The sequence below is a fragment of the Pseudomonas sp. S30_BP2TU TE3576 genome (genome assembly GCF_050436025.1).
GTDB lineage: Bacteria > Pseudomonadota > Gammaproteobacteria > Pseudomonadales > Pseudomonadaceae > Aquipseudomonas.
Genome location: NZ_JBNDLK010000001.1, coordinates 3,607,925 through 3,629,930 on the forward strand (window position 1 = coordinate 3,607,925; position 22,006 = coordinate 3,629,930).

Genomic DNA, 22,006 nt, shown 5'->3' on the forward strand with positions numbered 1-22,006 from the left:
GTCGGCTCCGGATTTATTGTAATGAAGCACTTTTTAGAGTTTATGCTCTATAAAGTCAAATGACATCCGGGAACAGCTTTGTTTTATCCGCTCGCGGATAGCTCTAAGATGCCCGTCAACGCACTCTGAATTAAAGCTCAAGCCATGGCCCCACGGATCAAAACCAGCGAGCGCATCGTGCAGAACAGCCTGGAGCTGTTCAATCAACAGGGCGAGCGCAGCATCAGCACCAACCACATTGCTGCCCATATGGAAATTTCCCCGGGCAACCTGTACTACCACTTCCCGAACAAGCAGGCGATTATCGCCGTGCTGTTCAGCGAGTACGAAAGCCTGGTGGACAGCTTCCTGCGCCCGCCCCAGGGGCGCGGCGCCACGGTGGAAGACAAGCGCTTCTACCTCAAGGAGCTGCTGGCGGCGATGTGGCGCTATCGGTTTCTGCATCGCGATCTCGAACATTTGCTCGACAGCGATCCGGACCTGGCCGACCGCTATCGACGTTTCTCCCAGCGCTGCCTGATCCAGGGAGCGGCGATCTACGAAGGTTTTGTCGCCGCCGGTATCCTGAAGATGGACAAGGTGCAGATTGAATCCCTGACGCTCAATGCCTGGATCATCCTCACGTCCTGGGTGCGTTTCCTGTGCACCACGCGGGAGAACTCCAGCCACCTCAGCGAGCAAGCCATTAAGCGCGGGGTGTATCAGGTTCTGGTGCTGGAGGCCGGGTTCGTCACGGACCAGTCCCGCGATGCGGTCAATGCATTGTTCGAGGAGTTTTACGTGCCTCTGGCCCAGGCGCTGGAAGAAGTACAGTAGGATCAAGGCCGACTTAATCACAGGAGCCCGTTATGCCCATTGCGCAACTGATCAGCCCGCAAGCACTGGACCTGAAAAAGGACCAGCCGGGGCTGGTGATTCTGGATTGTCGTTTTGCCCTCGAAGACCCGGATTACGGTCAGCGCAGCTATGCCCAAGGGCACATCGCCGGTTCGAGCTACGCCGACCTTGAACGTGATCTGAGTGGCACCGTGGTCAAGGGCGTGACTGGGCGTCATCCGTTACCCGAGCCGGCGCAGTTGATCGAGCGCCTGCAAGCCTTTGGCATCAACGTCGATAGCGAAGTGGTGCTGTATGACGACGGTCCGGGCGCCTATGCGGCGCGAGCCTGGTGGTTGCTGGCCTGGTTGGGCAAGCGCGACGGTGTGTTCATCCTCGATGGCGGCCTCAAGGCCTGGCACGCGGCTGGCTTGCCGCTGAGTCTGGATGCGCCGGCGATCACCCGTGGCTCCTTCACTGGCAGTCCTGACTCTGCGTTGCTGATCAGTGCCGAGCAGTTGCAAAAGCGCCTCGCCCGGCCGGAACTGACTCTGCTCGATGCCCGCGCACTGCCGCGTTTCAAAGGTGAAGTGGAGCCGATCGATCCGGTTGCCGGGCACATTCCTGGCGCTCAATGTGCGGCGTTTACCGACAACCTGGGCAGCGACGGGCGCTTCCTCCCGGCCGATCAGCTCAAGCAGCGTTTCGCTGCAAAACTGGGCGATCGCTCGCCGAATGATCTGGTGGCGTACTGCGGTTCCGGCGTGACGGCGTGCCACAACCTGTTTGCGTTGTGTCTGGCGGGTTATCCGTTGGGTTCGTTGTATGCCGGGTCGTGGAGCGAGTGGATCAACGAGCCTGCGCGGGGCGTTGCCATCGGCGAATAAACGCCACATAACCCTGTGGGAGCGGGCTTGCTCGCGAAAGCGGTAGATCATTCAACATTAATGTTGACTGACACGATGCTTTCGCGAGCAAGCCCGCTCCTACATTGGTTTTCCGTCGCTATCAGGATTTGGGCAGTTGCCGGGCTGTGCGATACGCCCCCGGTCCAACCCCATACACTTGCTTGAACTGCCGGCTCAGATGGCTCTGGTCGGCAAACCCCAGTTGCGTCGCAACTTCCAGCGGCAGACAACCACTCTGCAGCAACGCCCGCGCCTGGGCGATACGCTGCTGCATCAACCAGGTGTGCGGCGGCATGCCGGTGGCCCGGCGGAATACCCGGGCGAAATGAAATGGCGAGAGGTTGACCGCCGCCGCCAGCGCCTCCAGTGAAGGCGGAGCTGCCAGTTGCGCGTGCAGCAATTCCTTGGCCTGGCTCACGGCCCGGTGTTCCTTGCCAGGTTTACCGCTATCGGGGACCGCCGCATGGCGTTGTAACAGCGACAGCATCAGCTCGCGCCAGGCGGTTTGCTGTTGCAGTGCGGTGGCAGGGCTTTCCAGCAAACGGTGCAATTGACAGAACCCGTTCACCAGATCCTGATCGCGATACAGCGTGGCGCTGAAGGTCGGCGGGTTGTGGGTCGGCAGTTCGAGTTCGGCCAACAGCGAGAGTATCTGTCCGCTGTCGGGATAAAACGCCCGGTACAGCCAGCCATCCTCCGTGCCCTTATGGCCGGTGTGCAATTCATCGGGGTTGATCAGCACCAGCGTGCCGCTGCCCGCGAGGTGTTCGGCGCCGCGATAGCGATAACGCTGGGCGCCCGCCATGATCATGCCGATTACATAGCCGTCATGCACATGGGGCGCGAAACGATGATCGATGTAGCGAGCGGACAACAACTCGACCCCGGCCAGTGGCGGGGTTTGCCAGAAGTGGATCGACTCGCCTTGATTCGCGCCCATGCTTCAAGCGCGCCCTACGGACGCCAGCCACTCGGGGATGCGCCGTTCAAGGTAGTAACCCGGTTGCCTGAGCGTGCCGTCGACGAAGCCGACATGCCCGCCCCTGGCCTGCAGTTCGAATTGCGTGCAAGCGGACAACTCATCGACATGCGGCAGGCTGTGAGGAAACACGAAGGGGTCATCGGCGGCCTGAATCATCAAGGTCGGCGTGCGAATCTCGCCGAGGAAGTAGCGGCTCGAGGCGCGGCGATAATAATCCTCGGCATCGACAAAACCGTTCAGCGGTGCAGTAACCCGGCCATCGAAATCCCAGAACGTACGCATGTTTTCCAGCGAGCCAAGCGCGGCCAATGCGGCCAGGCCATCCTCGCGTCCGTCGTGCTGGAACTGGCGCTGCTTGTTCTTGATGTAGGCGACCATCTCGCGCATGAAATGCGCCTGATAGACCTTTGAGAAGCCCTGGCCGATGCGGTCGGCGCAGTGGTCCAGGCGGAATGGTACCGACACTGCCACGGCGCCGATCACGCCGCTGTCGCTGCCGGTTTCACCCAAATGCTTGAGCAGGACGTTACCGCCAAGGGAGTAACCCACCGCATACAGTGGCGCGAGGGGCCGTTTGGCCCGCAGGTGCCTGATGGATTCGGCCAGGTCTTCACTGGCGCCGGAATGGTAGCTGCGCGGCAACAGATTGGGCTCGCCGGAACAGCCACGCCAGTTCAACGCGACGCTGGCCCAGCCCCGCTCGCCCAGGGCTTTTTGCATGCCGGCCACGTAAGGCGAATTCGACGAACCGGTCAACCCGTGCAGCACCAGTACCAATGGCGCCGCGGCGCTGTGCGGGCCGTGCCAGTCGAGGTCGAGAAAGTCGCCATCCTCAAGCCACAAGCGTTCACGCTCGCGTTCGATGTGCACGGTTTTTCGCCACAGCGGCCCCCACAAGGTCTGCAAGTGCGGGTTGCCGAGGCCGAAGGCTGGGGTGAAGCGTTCTGACGGATGGGGCACGTTCTTTCTCGATGCAGCGGTGCGTAGCGCGTACGCACCTTTTTCAGGCCGATCGATTAACCGGCGATCTCTGCCATACGTTGCCACAACGAGTAATACACGCGCCCGGATTTTTGCTCCCGGTGCAGGCGCCAGTTGCCCGGCAGGCCCAGGGTCGACGGCGCAGATTCGCTTTCGGTGTACACCCAGGCCTCTTCGGCCAGCCATTGGCGCTCTTCGAGCAACTTGCAAACGGCGGGCAGCAGGTTCTGGTTGAACGGCGGATCGAGGAATACCAGGTCGTAGGCCGTTGCGGTCTGGGTTTCCAGATAACGCAGGGCGTCGGCGGTCTGGACCTGGCCGTTGGTGCACCGCAAGGTGCCCAGGTGCTCCTTCAGGCTGGACACCGCGATACTGCTGGCGTCGAGCGCCTGGCCCATGGCCGCGCCACGGGACAGTGCTTCGAGGAACAGCGCGCCGCTGCCGGTAAACGGGTCGAGCACCTTGGCGCCCGGCACGTACGGCGCGAGCCAGTTGAACAGGGTTTCACGCACGCGATCCGGCGTCGGACGCAGGCCCGGGGCGTCGGGGAAGCTCAGTTTCCGGCTGCGCCATTCGCCGCCGATGATGCGCAGCTGGTTGACGCCGTTATGGACATTGCGTGCAGGTTTTTTTGGACTGGCCATTAATGCTCCGGAACCCCGAGCGGCTGCTCGGAAGGTTTATCAGTAGGGGCCGGTAACGGCTTTTGCGGCACGGTCGGGCCAGCGCTGACGATGACCATTTTGTCCGTGCTCAGGTGTTTGTTCATGGCGGCCTTGACCTGTTCGACGGTCAGGGCCTGGGATTGCTGCATGAAATCTTCCAGGTGGCTCAATGGAAGGTTATAGAAGCCAATGGCACCCAGTTGCCCGACGATGTCGGCGTTGCTGGCGGTGGACAGCGGGAAGCTGCCGGCCAGTTCACGCTTGGCGTCGTCGAGTTCTTTTTCGGTCGGGCCGGTTTTAAGGTAGTCGGCGAGCACTTCCTGCACCAGTTTCAGGGTGCCTTCACTCATTTCGGCGCGGGTTTGCAGGTTGATCATGAACGGACCGCGTACCTGCATCGGGGTGAAGCCCGAATATACGCCATACGTCAGGCCGCGTTTCTCACGCACTTCGCTCATCAACCGGGTGCCGAAGCCGCCACCGCCGAGGATCTGGTTGCCCATGGACAACGCTGCGTAGTCCGGATCGTCACGGTCGATGCCCAGTTGCGCGAGCATCAGGTTGGTCTGCTTGGACGGGAACTCGATGTGGCCGATGCTGGCCTTGGGCTCGACGGGTTGCGCGATTTTCGGCAAGGCCGGGCCTTTGGGCAGGGCGCTGGAAACCTGTGCGGCAATCGCCTCGGCTTCTGCGCGGGACAGGTCACCGACCAGTGCGATCACCACGTTACCCGCTGCGTAGGCTTTCTCGTGGAACGCCCGAAGCTGTGCCAGGGTAATCGCCGGTACGGTTGTCGCCGTGCCGTCGCTGGAGTGGGCGTACGGGTGGTCGCCGTACAGGCGGTTCATCAGTTCCAGGCTGGCCAGTTTGCCGGGGTTCTGCTTCTGGTACTCGAACCCGGCGAGCAGCTGGTTCTTGATGCGCGCAAACGAATCGGCAGGGAAGGTCGGCTTGCCGACGACTTCGGTGAACAGCTTCAGGGCCGGCTCGCGTTTGTCATTGGCGCTGAGGCTACGAAGCGAGGCAATTGCCATGTCTTTATAGGCGCCATTACCGAAGTCGGCCCCCAGGCCTTCGAAGCCTTGGGCGATGGCGCCGACATCTTTCCCTGCCACGCCTTCGTTGAGCATGGCGTTGGTCAGTTGCGCCAAGCCTGGTACGTCGCCGTCCTGGCTGCTGCCGGCGGCAAAGATCAGGCGCATGTCGAACATCGGCAGCTCACGGGCTTCGACGAACAGGACTTTTGCGCCTTCGGCGGTGCTCCAGGTTTGTACGTCGAGTTTGCGGTGGCTCGGCGCCTTGTCGTTGAGTTCGGTCAGCGATTGCAGCTTCTGGCTGGCCTTGGCTTTGTCGAGGGCTTCGCTGGCGCTGGATTCGCCGGAGCGCGACAGATAGAACGCGGCGGAGCCGATAACGGCGACGGCGATCAGGCCGATCAGGGCCAGACGGGATTTTTTACGCTCACTCATGAGTCGTCTCCAGTGGCAGTACATGGGCGACGCTGAGACGTTCGCGGGTGAAATACAGCTTGGCGGCGTTCTGGATGTCTTGCGGTGTCACGCTTTCCAGATCGGCCAGTTCGGTGTCCATCAGTTTCCATGACAGGCCGACGGTTTCCAGTTGGCCGATGGCGGTGGCCTGGCTGGTGATCGAGTCGCGCTCGTAGACCAGGCCGGCGATGACTTGCGCACGCACGCGCTCCAGCTCTTCAGCGGATGGCGCGGTGGTTTTCAGCTGCTCGAGCAGCTTCCACAAACCGGCCTCGGCCTGGGCGATGGTCTTGTGTTTCTGGCTGTTGGGTGTGGCCGACAAAGTGAACAGGCTGTCGCCGCGGGTATAGGCGTCGTAACTCGACGAACCGCCGGACACCAGTTCCTCGCCCCGTTCCAGTTGCGCCGGGATGCGTCCGCTATAGCCGCCGTCGAGCAGCGCCGAAATCAGTCGCAGGGCATTGACCGGGCGCTTGTCTTCGGCGGTGGCAATGCCCGGCACGTTGAAGGCCAGCATCAGGCTTGGCAGTTGGGTCTGCACATGCAGGGTGATCTGGCGTTCGCCGGGCTCGGCCAGCTCCAGAGGTTTTTTCGCGGCCGGTACATCGCGCCTGGCGATCGGACCGAAATAACGCTGGGCCAGGGCTTTGACTTCGTCAGGCGTCACGTCGCCGACCACCACCAGCGTGGCGTTGTTCGGCACGTACCAGGTCTGGTACCAGTGGCGCAGTTCTTCGACTTTCATCCGCTCAAGGTCAGCCATCCAGCCGATGGTCGGCGTGTGATAGCCGCTGGCCGGGTAGGTCATGGCCTTGAAGCGCTCATAGGCTTTGGACATCGGCTTGTCGTCGGTGCGCAGGCGACGTTCTTCCTTGATGACTTCGATTTCCCTGGCGAACTCGTCGGCCGGCAGGCGCAGGCTGGCCATGCGGTCGGCTTCCAGTTCGAAGGCGACGCCCAGGCGATCCCGGGCCAGTACCTGGTAGTACGCGGTGAAGTCGTCGCTGGTGAATGCGTTCTCTTCGGCGCCGAGGTCACGCAGGATCAACGAGGCTTCGCCGGGGCCGACTTTCTCGCTGCCCTTGAACATCATGTGTTCCAGGGCGTGGGACAGGCCGGTATTACCCGGCGTCTCGTAGCTGGAGCCAACCTTGTACCAGACCTGGGAAACCACCACGGGTGCGCGGTGGTCCTCACGCACGACCACCTTCAGGCCGTTGTCGAGGGTGAATTCGTGGGTGGGTTGCGGGTCGGCAGCCAGGGCCGAAAGGGGCAGGCAAACTGTGCTGAGCAGCAGGCCTGCAGCGCGGCGGGCTAGAGCATTCATTCGTTTTTAAACCTTTGGGGCTGCCCGCTTGGTCTTAGCGTCAGCGGGCGAGAGGGTGCTAGGATACTGATCCGTTTTAGCGGCGGCCACGCCTATCAGGCACGCATGTTTGATCAGGTTGTATGGGTTTGCGACGGAATGTGGATATTTATCAGCTAAACTCCGCTTTTTCGCCGATTTTGCCGCATCTGTCCCGTGTGAAATCGTTTCCTTGAGGTGGTGTTGTCCATCTCGACAAAATGTTGCGCGTGAACAAGCTGCGTCAATCGCAGTCTGTTCTGCATCGAATTTTTATTTGCCGAGGCGCCATTGGCGCGTCGCTACCGTGAGATAGCCGTCCTCCATGTTTGGTTCCAACGACGACAAGAAGACCCCAGCTACGGCTGGCGAGAAGAAAAGCCTGTTCGGATGGCTGCGCAAAAAGCCGCAGGAAGCCGTCGTCGAACAGCCACCAGCCATTCCTGAACCCGCGCCGGCCCCGGCCTCGGCCCCGGTAATAGAAGCGCCCGCACCGGTTGTCCTGCCGATTGCCGAGCCGGTGCTGCAATCGCAGGCCGAGCCTGTCAGCGAGATCATTGAGCAGCCGCTGACCACTGCTGCCGAGCCGTGGCTGACTTTGCCGGTGGCGGAAGAGCCGGTGGCGCTGGTCGAAAATGACCTGGCTCCCCACGTGACGCCACCGATTCCGGCGCCGACTGCTTTCGCGCCTGCACCGGTTGAAGCGCCTGTGGTCGAACCGGTCGTTGCACCCGTCGTTATGGCTGAGCCCGAGCCGGTTGTGATCGAGCCAGTAGCGCCGATTGCTCCGGTTGCTCCGGTTGCTCCAGTTGTCCAAGCGTCTGCGCCAGTAGTTGCGCCGGTCATCGCTCCCGTCGAAACCCCGGTCGAACCCGTACGCACTGAAGAAACCAAGGCCGGTTTCTTTGCCCGCCTCAAGCAGGGGCTGTCCAAGACCAGCGCCAGTATTGGCGAAGGCATGGCCAGCCTGTTCCTGGGCAAGAAGGCCATTGATGACGAGCTGCTCGAAGACCTCGAGACTCGCCTGCTGACCGCCGACGTTGGTGTCGAAGCCACGTCTGTGATCATTCAGCGTTTGACGCAGAAGGTCGCGCGCAAAGAGCTGGCCGACTCCGATGCCCTGTACAAATCCCTGCAAGCCGAGCTGGCTGCGATGCTCAAGCCTGTCGAGCAGCCGTTGAAGATCACCTCGCAGAACAAGCCGTTCGTGATTCTGGTGGTCGGCGTCAATGGCGCGGGTAAAACCACCACCATCGGCAAGTTGGCCAAGAAGCTGCAGCTGGAAGGCAAGAAGGTCATGCTGGCTGCCGGCGACACTTTCCGCGCCGCGGCGGTCGAGCAATTGCAGGTATGGGGAGAGCGCAACAAGATCCCGGTGATCGCCCAGCACACTGGTGCCGACTCGGCCTCGGTGATCTTCGATGCCGTGCAGGCCGCCAAGGCCCGTGGCATCGATGTGTTGATCGCCGACACCGCCGGTCGCCTGCACACCAAAGACAACCTGATGGAAGAGTTGAAAAAGGTTCGCCGGGTGATCGGCAAGCTCGACGCCGACGCGCCGCACGAAGTGCTGCTGGTGCTCGATGCCGGCACCGGCCAGAACGCCATCAACCAGGCCAAGCAATTCAACCAGACCGTCGAACTGACCGGCCTGGCGCTGACCAAACTCGACGGCACCGCGAAAGGCGGGGTGATTTTCGCCCTGGCCAAGCAGTTCGGTCTGCCGATCCGCTACATTGGTGTCGGTGAAGGCATCGATGATTTGCGTACCTTTGAAGCCGAACCCTTTGTCCAGGCACTGTTTGCCGAGCGGGAGCGTTCATGATTCGTTTCGAACAGGTCGGTAAACGCTACCCGAACGGTCACGTCGGCTTGCATGAGCTGAGCTTTCGAGTCCGTCGTGGCGAATTTCTGTTTGTCACCGGCCATTCCGGCGCCGGTAAATCCACGCTATTGCGCCTGTTGCTGGCCATGGAGCGCCCGACCAGCGGCAAGTTGCTGCTCGCCGGGCAAGACCTGAGCACCATCAGCAACGCGCAGATTCCTTTCTTGCGTCGGCAGATCGGCGTGGTGTTCCAGAATCACCAGTTGCTGTTCGATCGCACGGTGTTCAATAACGTCGCGTTGCCTTTGCAGATCCTGGGTCTGTCCAAGGCCGAGATCGCCAAGCGCGTGGACTCGGCATTGGAGCGCGTGGCGCTGTCGGATAAAACCGATCTGTACCCGGGTGACCTGTCCACCGGTCAGCAGCAGCGCGTCGGTATCGCCCGCGCCATCGTCCATCGCCCGGCCTTGCTGTTGGCGGACGAACCGACCGGTAACCTCGACCCGCGCCTGGCGGCGGAAATCATGGGTGTGTTCGAGGATATCAATCGTTTGGGCACCAGCGTGCTGATCGCCAGCCACGACCTGGCCCTGATCGCCCGCATGCGCCACCGCATGCTGACCTTGCAGCGCGGTCGATTGATCGGCGACGGGGAGGCCGCAGTATGAGTGCGACACGCAGTCCAAAGGTTTCCGAGCGCGTGGCCCCCAAGGCCGCGGATCCGCAACCGACCAAGAAAAAACACGACGATGATGACGGTCCGGACTTCGCCACGCTGTTCCGCGCCTGGATCGAAAGCCATCGCGCCAGCCTGGTGGACAGTTTGCGCCGCCTGGGCAAGCAACCCATTGGCAGTTTTTTCACCTACATGGTGATGGCGGTGGCCCTGAGTTTGCCCATGGGCCTGTCACTTTTGCTAAGTAACGTCGAGCGTCTGGGCGGGTCCTGGCAGCGCGCGGCGCAAATTTCCCTGTATCTGGACCTTGAAGCCAAACCGGCTGAAGGCGAATCGCTGCGCGATCAGATCAAGGGCATGCCTGGCGTGGCCGATGCCGAATATGTTGGCCGGGAGCAGGCCCTGGAAGAGTTCCAGCAACAGTCCGGTCTGGGCGAGGCGCTCAAGGAATTGCCGGAGAACCCGCTGCCGGGCGTGGTGCTGGTGACGCCGAACGAAGTCGACAAACCGGCCCTTGAAGCATTAAGACAAAAACTATCCGAGCTGCCGAAGGTACAGCAGGCGCAACTTGATTTAGTCTGGGTCGAGCGTCTGGCAGCCATCCTCAAGCTGGGTGACCGTTTTGTCTTCGGTCTGACCGTGCTTCTGGTTTCTGCATTACTTTTGGTGATAGGCAATACCATTCGTCTTCATATTGAAAACCGCCGCACAGAGATAGAAGTGATTAAACTGGTCGGCGGCACTGACAGCTATGTACGCAGGCCCTTTCTATATATGGGCGCGCTGTATGGCTTCGGTGCGGGGATTCTTTCCTGGGGCGTACTGGCGTTCGGCCTTGACTGGCTGAACGACGCGGTGGTTGGGCTGGCCGGTTTGTACGGCAGTGATTTTGCGCTGGCTGGAGTGCCAGTTGCCGACGGTCTGTCTCTCTTGCTTGGCGCGGTGCTGTTGGGGTATATCGGTGCATGGATTGCAGTCGCACGCCACCTGAGGGAGCTTGCGCCTAAGTAGTATCACTTTGCTCGTATTGACCTTTCAGCGTTTTTGGGAACTTGTCTTTTGGTTTCCGGTCAATTTTCGCAGTGCTGAACTGCACGAGTTTGTAAGTCGGAGGTTTTTTCGTATGACCAATTCTTTGCAACCTGCATATGCTCTGGTCCCGGGTGCGAACCTGGAGGCCTATGTGCACACCGTCAACAGCATTCCATTGCTGTCGCCGGAGCAGGAGCGTGAACTGGCCGAGAGTCTCTATTATGAGCAGGATTTGGGGGCGGCTCGGCAGATGGTGCTCGCCCACCTGCGTTTTGTCGTACATATCGCCCGTAGCTATTCCGGCTATGGCCTGGCTCAGGCTGACCTGATCCAGGAAGGCAACGTCGGTCTGATGAAGGCCGTGAAACGCTTCAACCCGGAAATGGGCGTGCGCCTGGTGTCCTTTGCCGTGCACTGGATCAAGGCGGAAATCCACGAGTTCATCCTGCGCAACTGGCGCATCGTGAAAGTCGCGACCACCAAGGCCCAGCGCAAGTTGTTCTTCAACCTGCGCAGCCAGAAGAAACGCCTGGCCTGGTTGAACAACGAGGAAGTCCATCGCGTGGCAGAAAGCCTGGGTGTAGAGCCTCGGGAAGTGCGCGAGATGGAAAGCCGCCTGACGGGTCATGACATGGCCTTCGACCCGGCTGCCGAAGCGGACGACGACAGTGCTTTCCAGTCGCCGGCCAACTATCTGGAAGACCACCGGTACGACCCGGCCCGTCAACTGGAAGATGCCGACTGGAGCGACAACTCCAACCACAACCTGCACGAAGCACTGGAAGTGCTGGACGACCGCAGCCGTGACATCCTCTACCAGCGCTGGCTGGCGGAAGAAAAAGCCACGCTGCACGACCTGGCGCAGAAGTACAACGTGTCGGCCGAGCGTATTCGCCAACTCGAGAAGAGTGCGATGAACAAGCTCAAGTTGTCGATCGCTGCGTAACCGGCGACCTGGCAATAAAAAACGCCCCGATCATTGATCCTGTGGGAGCGAGCTTGCTCGCGATGAGGCCCGAACATTCAATATAAAAGTTGAATGTCAGGCCGTCATCGCGGGCAAGCCCGCTCCCACAGTGGTTTTCAGGGGCTGAAGAATTATGATCAGTTATTCGGCCCAAGGCGCCCGGCGCGAGTCGTTCAGCCCGACCAGATAGCTGTCCCCGCCCAACTGACTCATCTGCTGCCTGATCCAGCCAGCCCGACGTGAAACGTAGGTGGTCGGATGGCTCGCACTCCAAACCCGCGGGTTGGGCAGTACGGCGGCAAGCAGGCTCGACTGCTGGCGGCTGAGGCCTTTAGCGCTCACGCCAAAGTGATGCCGGGCCGCCGCTTCAGCGCCAAACACGCCGTCATCCCACTCGACACTGTTGAGGTACACCTCAAGAATCCGCTGCTTGGGCCAGAGCACTTCGATCAGTCCGGTGAACCAGGCTTCCAGGCCTTTGCGCAGCCAGCTGCGGCCAGACCACAGGAACAGGTTTTTCGAGACTTGCTGGCTCAGGGTGCTGGCGCCATGGATCGAACCGCCACGCTCGTTATGGGCAAACGCCGCTTGAATCGCGCCGATATCGAAGCCCCAGTGCTCGGAGAACTTCTGGTCTTCCCCGGCAATCACCGCAACTTTCAGGTCATCGGAGATCTCGTCCCAGGGTTTCCAGGTGCGTTGAAGGTCAATGGGTTCGCCGTCGAACCAGGATTCGATCTTGCGCTCGACCATCAGCGCCGTCCCCGGTGGCGGCACCACGCGAAAGATCAGCACCAGCAATACGCTGCCACCCATGAACCAGAGCACGGCCTTGGTGAAACGACGAAAATAGATACGCAGCATAGAGATGGCTTGGCCGAACCCGTTGAGCGGGCCATTATACAGACCCTTTAGATCGAAACTGACTGGAGTTCTGCATGCTGCGTGGCTTTCTGATGCTGGCCGCTTTTTTCGGCTTCACCGGTGTCGGTCTCGGGGCCTTTGCCGCCCATGGCCTGAAAAGCCGCCTGAGCGCCGAGTACCTGGCGATCTTCCATACCGGCGTCACCTATCAACTGGTGCATGCCCTGGCGCTGCTCGGTGTCGCCGCGCTGGCCACGCAAATTCCCGGTCGACTCGCCACCTGGGCCTGCGCATCGTTTGCGATCGGTATCCTGCTGTTCTCCGGCAGTCTTTACGTGCTGACGCTGACGGGTATCAGCAAGCTCGGCATCATCACGCCTTTCGGCGGTCTTGCGTTCCTCGTGGGCTGGTTCTGCCTGGGACTCGCCGCCTGGCGCTTGCAACCTACCGCTTGACGCTTGTTGCTGACCTTTAGGTCATGATCAAGCTAGAATGCCTGCCCCAAAAAATGATGGCGGCATCCGGCATGCGCATTCAGTTGAACGGCGAATCCTTTGAACTGCCCGACGGTGAAACCGTTGCGGCCCTGCTGACCCGTCTGGACCTGACCGGACGCCGGGTGGCGGTCGAACTCAATCTGGATATCGTCCCGCGCAGTCAGCATGCAGACACCACGTTGAACGACGGCGACAACGTCGAAGTGGTGCACGCCATCGGTGGCGGCTAGTAGTCTCGGCCGAGTGGTCACAGAATTCTGCAAGTACCTCACCCCTACAGAGGATTTCCCATGAGCATCGTTCGCAGCGACAAGCCTTTCGTCCTGGCCGGTCGTACTTACCAGTCGCGTTTGCTGGTCGGTACCGGCAAGTACCGTGACATGGAAGAAACCCGCCTGGCCATCGAAGCCTCGGGTGCCGAGATCGTCACCTTCGCCGTGCGCCGCACCAACCTCGGTCAGATCGAGGGCGAGCCGAACCTGCTCGAAGTGCTGTCGCCGGATCGCTACACCTTCCTGCCGAACACCGCTGGTTGCTACGACGCCATCGAAGCCGTGCGTACCTGCCGCCTGGCCCGTGAGCTGCTCGACGGTCACAACCTGGTGAAGCTGGAAGTGCTGGCCGACCAGAAAACCCTGTTCCCCAACGTGATCGAAACCCTCAAGGCCGCCGAAACGCTGGTCAAGGAAGGCTTCGACGTGATGGTCTACACCAGCGATGACCCGATCGTCGCCCGGCAACTGGCGGAAATCGGCTGCATCGCGGTGATGCCGCTGGCTGGCCTGATCGGTTCCGGTCTGGGGATCTGCAATCCGTACAACCTGCAGATCATCCTCGAAGAAGCCAAAATTCCGGTGCTGGTGGATGCCGGTGTCGGTACCGCTTCCGACGCCACCATCGCCATGGAACTGGGTTGTGATGCCGTGCTGATGAACTCGGCCATCGCCCACGCCCAGCAGCCGGTCATGATGGCTGAAGCCATGAAACATGCGATCGTCGCGGGCCGCCTGGCCTACCTCGCCGGCCGTATGCCGAAAAAACTCTATGCCAGCGCCTCTTCGCCGCTGGATGGTCTGATCAAGTAAGAGCCATTGATGACTGAATCGAACGACACGCCTATCCAGACGGAAGAAGGCGACGAGCGCCAACACCGCCGCATCAAGAGTTTCGTGATGCGTGCCGGGCGCATGACCGAAGGCCAGCAACGCGGCCTGGAGCAGGGCGCGCCGCTGTACGTGCTGCCGCTGGCCGATGCGCCGGTGGACTTCGACCAGGTGTTCGGTCGCTCGGCACCGCGCTCGCTGGAAATCGGTTTTGGCATGGGCCACTCGCTGCTGGAAATGGCAGCGGCTGCGCCGGATCAGGATTTCATCGGCGTCGAGGTTCACCGTCCGGGTGTCGGGGCGCTGCTCAATGGCGTGCTGACCCAGGGTTTGACCAATCTGCGGGTCTACGATTGCGATGCCATCGAAGTGCTCAACCGCTGCGTGGCCGATAACAGCCTCGATCGCCTGATGCTGTTTTTCCCGGACCCGTGGCACAAGAGCCGTCACCACAAGCGCCGTATCGTTCAGGCGTCCTTCGCCGAACTGGTACGCAGCAAGTTGAAGGTCGGTGGCATTCTGCACATGGCCACCGACTGGGAACCGTACGCCGAATACATGCTGGAAGTGATGAACGTTGCGCCGGGTTACCGCAACCTCGCCGAAGACGGCAAGTGCGTACCGCGCCCGGCCGAACGGCCGATCACCAAGTTCGAACGCCGTGGCGAACGTCTTGGGCATGGTGTGTGGGATTTGAAGTTCGAGAAGCAGTCTTAAGACTTACACAGTAAACAATGTGGGAGCGGGCTTGCTCGCGAAGGCGTCGTGTCAGTCGACATTAATGTTGTCTGATACACCGCTTTCGCGAGCAAGCCCGCTCCCACATTTGTTTTGTGTGTGGCTCGGGATTAGCGGCGATCAGCGACCACGCCAATCAACACCAACACCACCAACAGCACCGGCGCCAGGCTGTAGTTGTTGAACTGGCTCAAGCCGCGCACGACCCATGGCGTGGCGTAGATCAGCGCCGCGCCGCTGCCGATCATGCACAGCAGGGACATCAGCGGCACGCGCAAGGCGCCGGCGATGCTGCCCAGACGCTGCTCGACCCAGCCTTTGAAATCCGCACCAAACAGCACCAACAGGCAGCCCACCAGGGCCAGGGCGATTTCCGAGAGGTTGCTGCGACTCCAGCGGGATACTGTGGCCAGCAGGTCGAGTATCAGATCCATTCGATTTCCTTATGTCAGAAAAGTCTGCAGCAAGTCATTGAGAAAGAGTTGTCCGCGCTCGGTGGCTGCCAGGCGTGACGGTTCGACCTGCAACAATCCGCTTTGTTCGGCTTCGCGGCGACCTTTGGCGAGGCTGTCCAGGCTGAGCCCGGTACGTTCCGGATACAGCCGCGATTCGACACCCTCGGTCAGGCGTAGCGCATTCATCAGAAACTCGAACGGCAGTTCTTCGTTGGTCAGCGCTTTCTCGCCGGCCTGGAAGCTTTTCGCCGGATTCAGGTAATCCTTCGGCAAGCGGGTTTTCCAGGTGCGAACAATGCGCCCGTCCGGGTGACTGAGCTTGCCGTGGGCGCCGGCACCGATGCCAATGAAGTCGCCAAAACTCCAGTAATTGAGGTTGTGTCGCGCCGGACGTCCGGGCAGGGCATAGGCCGAGACTTCGTACTGGGCGTAACCGTGTTCGGCCAGCAGCGCTTGCCCGGCTTCCTGAATGTCCCACAACGTGTCGTCTTCCGGCAGCGTCGGCGGCTGGTTCCAGAACACCGTGTTCGGTTCCAGGGTCAGTTGATACCACGACAGGTGTGTCGGTTTCAGGGCGATGGCTGTGCGCAGATCGGCCAAGGCATCGTCCAGTGACTGATTCGGCAAGCCATGCATCAAGTCCAGATTGAAGTTGTCGAACCCGGCCTGCCGCGCCATGCCGGCGGCACGTACGGCTTCGTCGCCGTTGTGAATCCGCCCCAAGGCTTCGAGCTTTTCTTGCTGAAAACTCTGGATGCCGATCGACAGGCGATTGATGCCCAGCTTCCGGTATGCCACGAACTTGTCTTGCTCGAACGTACCCGGATTGGCTTCCAGCGTGATTTCGATGTCGCTGGCAAAGGGGATGCGTTGTTCGACGCCTCTGAGCAAGCGACCCAGCGAATCGGCACTGAACAGGCTCGGCGTGCCGCCACCAAAGAAGATCGAGCTCAGTTCACGACCATAGACGGCGTGCAGGTCCTGATCGAGGTCGGCCAGCAATGCGTCGACGTACTCTTCTTCCGGCAGCACCGGGCTGGCAGTGTGGGAGTTGAAGTCGCAATAAGGGCATTTGCGTACACACCACGGAATGTGGATGTACAGCGCCAGGGGCGGCAGCACTGGCAGGGCCGCCCGAGGCGATTGAACGTCGCCGCCGAAGATCAGCGGCGACGCAGATGATTCACGGGTCATTTCAAGCCCAGACGCTGGCGCAGCAGATCCATTGCACGGGCGCGGTGGCTGATCTGGTTTTTGTCGCCCGGGCTCAACTCGGCGCTGGAGCAATCGCGCTCCGGCACCCAGAACAGCGGGTCGTAGCCAAAACCGTGTTCGCCGCTGGCCTGGGTCAGGATTCGCCCGTGCCACAAACCTTCGCAGAGGATCGGCAATGGATCATCGGCGTGACGCACCAACGCCAGCACGCAGACGAACTGCGCACCACGCTCGGCTTCAGGCACCTCTTTCAACACGTCGAGCAGCTTGGCGTTGTTCGCTGCATCGCCCTTGCCGTCGGCATAGCGCGCCGAATAAATGCCTGGCGCACCACCGAGGAAATCCACCGCCAGCCCGGAATCGTCAGCCAGCGCTGGCAGGCCGGAAATGCGCGCGGCATTGCGGGCCTTGAGGATGGCGTTCTCGACGAACGACAGACCGGTTTCTTCGGGTTCCACGCTGCTGAACTCGCCGATCGAGCGCAGATGCACTGATTCGCCGAGCATGGCCTGAAGTTCCTTGAGCTTGCCGGCGTTATGGCTGGCCAATACGAGTTGCGTGAAATTGATCATTGGCCGGGGAAGAGCTCTTGGTTGAAATTGATGGTGTTGATTTTGTCACCGGTCTGCACCTTGATGTCGAAAGTGCGGACCTCCGGTTGATCTACCGGATATTGCGCGATGTAGTAGATCGCACCTTGTTCGGTGATCTGTTTGAACTTCAGTGGCACGATCTGGCTGGTCAGGTCTTTGACCGAGCCGCTCACCTGGGCTATCAATGGTTTGCCTTCCTTGAGCACCGAGATATTGATCACGCCCTGGTTCTTGCTGCGGATCAGTTCGGCGGACTTGGCAATGTCCGGGGTCAGGTAGGTGGAGTTGAAGGTGTTGTAGTGCACCGTCACGTCGCCGAAGGTTTCCTGGCGCTCGCTCTTGATGGGTTCGGCGCCCATGGCGGTGAGGCTCAGGCAGGCAGTGAGTAGAAGCAACGCTAGACGACCCATGATCGTTCTCCTTGAAATAGGGTGGATCAGACCGCGACCTTGTGGTCGGAAAGTCCCGGACTGCTGACGCGGTAGATTCCGATCTCACCTAACAGATTAGGCCATAGCTTACTGGCCCACCCGTGCCGATGCTGTTGATCCACCGCAAGCCGATCAATGACCTTCGCTTCACGTTCGCGACACAAGGCTTCAAAGTCCGCGAAGGTGCAGAAGTGAATGTTCGGCGTGTTGTACCAGGTGTACGGCAGGAACTCGGAAACCGGCATCCGGCCCTTGCTCGCCAGGTACCAGCGGCAGCGCCAGTGACCGAAGTTGGGGAAGGTGATGATGCACTGGCGACCGACACGCAGCATTTCGTCGAGGATCTTGTCCGGATAGTGCACTGCTTGCAGCGCCTGGGTCATGACCACGATGTCGAAACTGTTGCTGGCAAAGTTGCCCAGGCCCTTGTCCAGGTCTTGCTCGATGACGTTGATGCCCTTGGCCACGCACTCGGCAATGTTGTCGGCGTCGTTTTCCAGGCCATAACCGGTGACTTGCTTGTTGTCGCGCAGCCAGGTCAGCAGTTCGCCATCGCCGCACCCGAGGTCGAGCACGCGGCTGCCGGCGGGGATCCATTCCTGGATGATTTCCAGATCAGCTCTCATGGCTTTCTCACAACGTAATGCGGTTCATGTAATTGCTGAATGCCTGCAGGTAGCGCGGGATCGGAATCAGGAAGGCGTCATGGCCTTGCGGTGCGTCGATCTCGAGGTAGCAGACGTCCTTGCGCGCGGCCATCAGCGCGTCCACCAGTTCCCGCGAACGGGCCGGGGAGAAGCGCCAGTCGGTGGTGAACGACATCACGCAGAACTTGGCTTTGGCACCTTCAAAGGTTTTTGCCAGGTTATCGTCGAAGTTCGCCGCCGGATCGAAGTAATCGAGCGCTTTGGTCATCAACAGATATGTATTGGCATCGAAGCGCCCGGAGAACTCTTCGCCCTGATAACGCAGGTAGCTTTCAACCTGGAACTCGACGCTGTGGAAGTCGTAGTTGAGTTTTTCGCTCTTCAGCCCGCGGCCGAATTTCTCGCCCATGGAGTCATCGGACAGGTAGGTGATGTGCCCGACCATCCGCGCCAGCATCAGGCCGCGCTTGGGAATCACGTTGTGTTCCTGGAACGAACCGCCGTGGAATTCCGGGTCGGTGAGGATCGCCTGGCGCGCCACTTCGTTGAACGCGATGTTCTGTGCCGACAGCTTGGGCGCCGAGGCAATGGCCAGGCAGTGACGGATGCGGTCAGGGTAGGTGATGCTCCATTGCATCGCCTGCATGCCGCCGAGGCTGCCGCCGATCACGGCCGCGAACTGGGCGATGCCGAGGCGATCGGCCAGGCGCGCCTGACTGTGCACCCAATCCTCGACGGTCAAGACCGGGAAGTCGGCACCGAACGGCTTGCCAGTGTCCGGGTTGATGCTGCTCGGCCCGGTGGAACCGTTGCAACCGCCAAGGTTGTTCAGGCTGACAATGAAGAACTTGTTGGTATCGATCGGCTTGCCCGGCCCGATGCAACTGTCCCACCAACCGGGTTTGCGGTCGTCGGCGCTGTGGTAGCCGGCGGCGTGGTGGTGTCCGGACAAGGCGTGGCAGATCAGCACGGCATTGCTCGCCATGGCGTTCAACGTGCCATAGGTTTCGTAAATCAGGTCGTAGGCCGGGAGCGAACGTCCACAGGCCAAAGCCAGCGGCTCGCTGAAGTGCGCCACTTGCGGCGTCACCAGACCAACAGAATCGGGGGGAAAGGCAGCTGGCATCGACCCTGCTCTCATTGAAATGAGGCGTAAGTCTAAAGACCGCTGGGGTTAGCGGCAAGCAAAGGCCGGGCCTGATTTCATTCATTCAGACCGAGGTGCGCCATTCGCGAGCAAGCCCGCTCCCACAGGGGAATGCATTCCAATGTGGGAGCGGGCTTGCTCGCGAAGGCAGCACCTCGGTATATCAGTTCTGTCGCACCAATCCAGGCAAATCCGGCAACTTCTTCGGCGAACGAATTCGCACCCGTTTTTGCCGGTTCAACTCGCCGCTGATCAAACTGACCTGGCTCTTGGACACGCCAAAGGCCTTGGCCAGAAACGCCATCAGATACGCGTTGGCCTTGCCCTCGACCGGCGGCGCGGTCAGGCGAATCTTCAGGCGATCACCGTGCAGCCCGGCGAAGTCATCGCTACGGGCTGCCGGTTGCAGGTGACACTCCAGAATCAGGTCGTCACCGTCCCAGCGAAAGTAGCTCATCAGATCAGGCCGAGCAGCCCCTGCGGCATGAAGGCAAAGTACGCAAGGCGCGGGATCAGCCAGCTTTGCAGCAACTGGATCACGATGAACGCGAAGATCGGCGAGATGTCGAGCCCACCCAGGCTAGGGATGAACCGGCGGAACGGTGCAAGGACCGGTTCAGTGATCTGAGCGACCAGTTCTGCGCCAGGGTTGTGGCTACCCGGTGCAACCCAGGACAGAATCACACTGATGATCATCGCGTAGAACAGAACATTCAAAAACAGCGAGAAAAGGGCGATCAGAGCCCAAGGCACCAACAGCAGCAAGTCGACCTCGAAGCCTTTGAGCAGCAGGATGACCGCCATCAGCACTATCTGCACGATCAGCGCCAGTACCAGTGACGACATGTCCAGCCCGAACATGCTCGGGATGACCCGGCGCAGAGGCTTGAGCAGTGGTTGCGTGGCCTTGACGATGAACTGGCAGAGCGGGTTGTAGAAATTCGCCCGAACCAGTTGCAGGATGAAGCGCATCAGTACGATCAGCAGGTACAGGCTGCCAAGGGTTTTAATGATGAAAATGGCAGCGTCATTGAGTCCAAGCATCGTTGATTCCTTTGTAAGAGCTGATTAGCGACCGAGTTGCTCAGCCATCTCGGCCGAGCGATGCGCGGCAGCGCCGAGTGCTGTTTCTACCAGCGCTTCGAAGCCGCCGGCCTGGAATGACTTGATTGCAGCTTCCGTGGTGCCCGCTGGCGAGGTGACACGGCGGCGCAGCTCGGCCGCGTCGACGTCGCTGGAGACGGCCATGTGTGCGGCACCCAGTGCGGTTTGCAGGGTCAGTTGCGCGGCGATGTCCGCCGGCAGGCCGAGTTTCACGCCGGCGGCGGTCATGGCTTCGATCAGCAGGAAGAAATACGCCGGGCCGCTGCCGGAAACGGCGGTGACCGCATCCAGTTGCTGTTCTTCGTTCAGCCACAGGGCGATGCCGACTGCGGACAGCAGATCCTGGGCTTGCTGACGCTGTTCGGCGGTCACTTCGGCGGTAGCGAACAGGCCGCTCGCGCCCTGACGCACCAGCGCCGGGGTGTTGGGCATGCAGCGCACGATCGGTTGGGCACCGAGCCAGTTGTTCATGCTGGCGCAGGTGATGCCTGCGGCAATCGAAACCACCAGTTGATTGGGTTTGAGGCTAGGGCGGAGGGCTTCGCACACGGCTTTCATCGCCTGCGGCTTGACCGCCAGGACGACGACGTCGGCACCTTCGATGGCCTGGGCGTTGTCGGCGAAGGTTTCGATGCCGTGTTCAGCGCTCACGCGAGCGCGGGTTTCTTCGCCCGGATCGCTGGCGCGGATCTGCGCCGCTTCCAGACCCTTGGCCCGCAGGCCGCCGATCAGGCTGGCGGCCATGTTGCCGGCACCGATAAAGGCAATACGCGTCTTGCTCATGTCAGGTCCTTATTCAGATGTGTGTCAGCCATGGTTCATGGTTGACCGTAGTCGCGGGCACCAAACAGGGCCGTACCGATACGGACCCAGGTGGCGCCTTGGGCGATGGCCGATTCGAGATCGTGGCTCATGCCCATGGAAAGTGTGTCGAGTGGCAGGTTCAGGCTGGCTTGCAGGCTTTGTACGGCAGCAAACGCGGCATCCTGGGCGGCGCGATCTTCAGTCGGCTCAGGGATAGCCATCAACCCGCGCAACTTCAGGCGTGGCAGGGCGCTGATGGCGTTGGCCAGAGCCGGCAGGTCGGCCGGGGTGCAGCCGGATTTGCTGGCTTCACCGCTGACATTGACCTGAATGCAGATGTTCAGTGGCGGCAAACCGGCGGGACGTTGTTCGGACAGGCGTTGTGCGATTTTCAGACGATCCACGGAATGCACCCAGTCGAAGTGCTCGGCGATAGCACGAGTCTTGTTCGATTGAATGGGGCCGATGAAGTGCCAGATCAAGGGCAGGTCGGCCAGTTCGAGTTGCTTGCCCAGCGCTTCCTGCAGGTAGTTCTCGCCAAAGTCGCGCAGGCCGGCGGCGTAGGCTTCACGCAGGTCTTGTGCGGGTTTGGTCTTGCTCACGGCTAGCAGTTGAACGCTGTTTTCGGCGCGGTTGGCGGCGAGTGTTGCGGCGTTTATGCGCGAACTAACTTCGAGAATGTTGTCTGCTATGGTGGACATCAAGAGGCGCCAGCGGTCTG

26 protein-coding genes are annotated in these 22,006 nt (G+C 60.8%); 10 read left to right on the top strand and 16 right to left on the bottom strand.

Annotated features, from left to right (window positions below):
* The first annotated feature begins 144 nt into the window (after nucleotides 1–144).
* Both ABIA48_RS16385 and ABIA48_RS16390 read left to right on the top strand, forming a co-directional pair.
* Nucleotides 145–816 (top strand): TetR/AcrR family transcriptional regulator, encoded by a 672-nt coding sequence (locus ABIA48_RS16385; RefSeq protein WP_204929495.1) that lies wholly within the window; start codon nucleotides 145–147, stop codon nucleotides 814–816.
* 32 nt (nucleotides 817–848) lie between these two features.
* Nucleotides 849–1,703 (top strand): sulfurtransferase, encoded by an 855-nt coding sequence (locus ABIA48_RS16390; protein ID WP_429489970.1) that lies wholly within the window; start codon nucleotides 849–851, stop codon nucleotides 1,701–1,703.
* Between the two features lie 121 nt (nucleotides 1,704–1,824).
* Here ABIA48_RS16390 and ABIA48_RS16395 read toward each other — a convergent pair whose 3' ends face one another.
* From ABIA48_RS16395 to ABIA48_RS16415, 5 genes are read right to left on the bottom strand one after another with little or no spacing between them, the layout of a single operon-like run.
* A complete protein-coding gene (locus tag ABIA48_RS16395; RefSeq protein WP_429489972.1) occupies nucleotides 1,825–2,664 on the bottom strand; it encodes an AraC family ligand binding domain-containing protein in 840 nt (279 codons plus the stop codon).
* A gap of 3 nt (nucleotides 2,665–2,667) precedes the next feature.
* A complete protein-coding gene (locus ABIA48_RS16400; protein WP_429489974.1) occupies nucleotides 2,668–3,666 on the bottom strand; it encodes a hydrolase in 999 nt (332 codons plus the stop codon).
* A gap of 56 nt (nucleotides 3,667–3,722) precedes the next feature.
* Nucleotides 3,723–4,331 (bottom strand): 16S rRNA (guanine(966)-N(2))-methyltransferase RsmD, encoded by a 609-nt coding sequence (gene rsmD / locus ABIA48_RS16405; RefSeq protein WP_429489976.1) that lies wholly within the window; start codon nucleotides 4,329–4,331, stop codon nucleotides 3,723–3,725.
* A complete protein-coding gene (locus ABIA48_RS16410; RefSeq protein WP_429489978.1) occupies nucleotides 4,331–5,821 on the bottom strand; it encodes a M16 family metallopeptidase in 1,491 nt (496 codons plus the stop codon). The genes rsmD and ABIA48_RS16410 overlap by 1 nt, the downstream gene beginning before the upstream one ends.
* Nucleotides 5,814–7,169 (bottom strand): M16 family metallopeptidase, encoded by a 1,356-nt coding sequence (locus ABIA48_RS16415; protein WP_429489980.1) that lies wholly within the window; start codon nucleotides 7,167–7,169, stop codon nucleotides 5,814–5,816. Before ABIA48_RS16415 ends, ABIA48_RS16410 begins: the two co-directional genes overlap by 8 nt.
* A 343-nt stretch (nucleotides 7,170–7,512) precedes the next feature.
* Here ABIA48_RS16415 and ftsY point away from each other — a divergent pair, with 343 nt between their 5' ends.
* The 4 genes from ftsY to rpoH all read left to right on the top strand — a co-directional run bounded on the left by ftsY (nucleotide 7,513) and on the right by rpoH (nucleotide 11,666).
* On the top strand, nucleotides 7,513–9,012 hold the full coding sequence (gene ftsY, locus ABIA48_RS16420; RefSeq protein ID WP_429489982.1) for a signal recognition particle-docking protein FtsY: 1,500 nt from the start codon (nucleotides 7,513–7,515) through the stop codon (nucleotides 9,010–9,012).
* Complete coding sequence (ftsE, locus tag ABIA48_RS16425; protein ID WP_007975383.1) at nucleotides 9,009–9,680, top strand: cell division ATP-binding protein FtsE; 672 nt, start codon at nucleotides 9,009–9,011, stop codon at nucleotides 9,678–9,680. Before ftsY ends, ftsE begins: the two co-directional genes overlap by 4 nt.
* Nucleotides 9,677–10,699, top strand: coding sequence for a permease-like cell division protein FtsX (ftsX, locus tag ABIA48_RS16430; protein ID WP_429489985.1), 1,023 nt, complete (start codon nucleotides 9,677–9,679; stop codon nucleotides 10,697–10,699). Before ftsE ends, ftsX begins: the two co-directional genes overlap by 4 nt.
* A gap of 112 nt (nucleotides 10,700–10,811) precedes the next feature.
* Nucleotides 10,812–11,666: an RNA polymerase sigma factor RpoH gene (gene rpoH / locus ABIA48_RS16435; RefSeq protein ID WP_007975386.1), complete on the top strand. Its 855-nt coding sequence runs from the start codon at nucleotides 10,812–10,814 to the stop codon at nucleotides 11,664–11,666.
* Between the two features lie 162 nt (nucleotides 11,667–11,828).
* Here the strand turns inward: rpoH and mtgA are convergent, their stop codons facing one another.
* On the bottom strand, nucleotides 11,829–12,551 hold the full coding sequence (gene mtgA, locus ABIA48_RS16440; protein WP_429489987.1) for a monofunctional biosynthetic peptidoglycan transglycosylase: 723 nt from the start codon (nucleotides 12,549–12,551) through the stop codon (nucleotides 11,829–11,831).
* Between the two features lie 74 nt (nucleotides 12,552–12,625).
* Between mtgA and ABIA48_RS16445 the strand changes: the two genes are divergently transcribed.
* The 4 genes from ABIA48_RS16445 (at nucleotide 12,626) to trmB (ending at nucleotide 14,868) form a co-directional block, all read left to right on the top strand.
* Nucleotides 12,626–13,006, top strand: coding sequence for a DUF423 domain-containing protein (locus ABIA48_RS16445; protein WP_429489988.1), 381 nt, complete (start codon nucleotides 12,626–12,628; stop codon nucleotides 13,004–13,006).
* A 71-nt stretch (nucleotides 13,007–13,077) separates the two neighbouring features.
* On the top strand, nucleotides 13,078–13,278 hold the full coding sequence (gene thiS / locus ABIA48_RS16450; RefSeq protein WP_007953386.1) for a sulfur carrier protein ThiS: 201 nt from the start codon (nucleotides 13,078–13,080) through the stop codon (nucleotides 13,276–13,278).
* Between the two features lie 60 nt (nucleotides 13,279–13,338).
* Nucleotides 13,339–14,133 (top strand): thiazole synthase, encoded by a 795-nt coding sequence (locus ABIA48_RS16455; RefSeq protein WP_204929478.1) that lies wholly within the window; start codon nucleotides 13,339–13,341, stop codon nucleotides 14,131–14,133.
* Nucleotides 14,134–14,142: 9 nt separating this feature from the next.
* Nucleotides 14,143–14,868 carry a tRNA (guanosine(46)-N7)-methyltransferase TrmB gene (gene trmB / locus ABIA48_RS16460; RefSeq protein WP_007987828.1) on the top strand — a complete coding sequence of 242 codons (726 nt, stop codon included), beginning with the start codon at nucleotides 14,143–14,145 and terminating at the stop codon, nucleotides 14,866–14,868.
* 131 nt (nucleotides 14,869–14,999) lie between these two features.
* Here the strand turns inward: trmB and ABIA48_RS16465 are convergent, their stop codons facing one another.
* From ABIA48_RS16465 to ABIA48_RS16510, 10 genes are all read right to left on the bottom strand, one after another.
* Nucleotides 15,000–15,323, bottom strand: coding sequence for a DUF3392 domain-containing protein (locus tag ABIA48_RS16465; RefSeq protein WP_008019970.1), 324 nt, complete (start codon nucleotides 15,321–15,323; stop codon nucleotides 15,000–15,002).
* 9 nt (nucleotides 15,324–15,332) lie between these two features.
* Entirely contained in the window at nucleotides 15,333–16,538 is a 1,206-nt protein-coding gene (gene hemW, locus ABIA48_RS16470) for a radical SAM family heme chaperone HemW (RefSeq protein ID WP_429489991.1), read from the bottom strand.
* The gene (gene rdgB / locus ABIA48_RS16475) at nucleotides 16,535–17,131 is read right to left on the bottom strand and encodes an RdgB/HAM1 family non-canonical purine NTP pyrophosphatase (RefSeq protein WP_429489993.1); all 597 of its coding nucleotides are present in this window, start codon (nucleotides 17,129–17,131) and stop codon (nucleotides 16,535–16,537) included. The genes hemW and rdgB overlap by 4 nt, the downstream gene beginning before the upstream one ends.
* Nucleotides 17,128–17,562 carry a DUF4426 domain-containing protein gene (locus ABIA48_RS16480; RefSeq protein WP_429489995.1) on the bottom strand — a complete coding sequence of 145 codons (435 nt, stop codon included), beginning with the start codon at nucleotides 17,560–17,562 and terminating at the stop codon, nucleotides 17,128–17,130. Before ABIA48_RS16480 ends, rdgB begins: the two co-directional genes overlap by 4 nt.
* 26 nt (nucleotides 17,563–17,588) lie before the next feature.
* A complete protein-coding gene (metW, locus tag ABIA48_RS16485) occupies nucleotides 17,589–18,209 on the bottom strand; it encodes a methionine biosynthesis protein MetW (RefSeq protein ID WP_007987819.1) in 621 nt (206 codons plus the stop codon).
* Nucleotides 18,210–18,216: 7 nt separating this feature from the next.
* Nucleotides 18,217–19,356 carry a homoserine O-succinyltransferase MetX gene (gene metX / locus ABIA48_RS16490; protein WP_429489998.1) on the bottom strand — a complete coding sequence of 380 codons (1,140 nt, stop codon included), beginning with the start codon at nucleotides 19,354–19,356 and terminating at the stop codon, nucleotides 18,217–18,219.
* Between the two features lie 184 nt (nucleotides 19,357–19,540).
* A complete protein-coding gene (locus ABIA48_RS16495) occupies nucleotides 19,541–19,834 on the bottom strand; it encodes a DUF167 domain-containing protein (RefSeq protein WP_277532692.1) in 294 nt (97 codons plus the stop codon).
* A complete protein-coding gene (locus ABIA48_RS16500) occupies nucleotides 19,834–20,421 on the bottom strand; it encodes a YggT family protein (RefSeq protein ID WP_429490000.1) in 588 nt (195 codons plus the stop codon). Before ABIA48_RS16500 ends, ABIA48_RS16495 begins: the two co-directional genes overlap by 1 nt.
* 24 nt (nucleotides 20,422–20,445) lie before the next feature.
* A complete protein-coding gene (gene proC, locus ABIA48_RS16505; protein ID WP_429490002.1) occupies nucleotides 20,446–21,264 on the bottom strand; it encodes a pyrroline-5-carboxylate reductase in 819 nt (272 codons plus the stop codon).
* 35 nt (nucleotides 21,265–21,299) lie between these two features.
* Nucleotides 21,300–21,986: a YggS family pyridoxal phosphate-dependent enzyme gene (locus ABIA48_RS16510; RefSeq protein ID WP_007987811.1), complete on the bottom strand. Its 687-nt coding sequence runs from the start codon at nucleotides 21,984–21,986 to the stop codon at nucleotides 21,300–21,302.
* Nucleotides 21,987–22,006 lie beyond the last annotated feature (20 nt).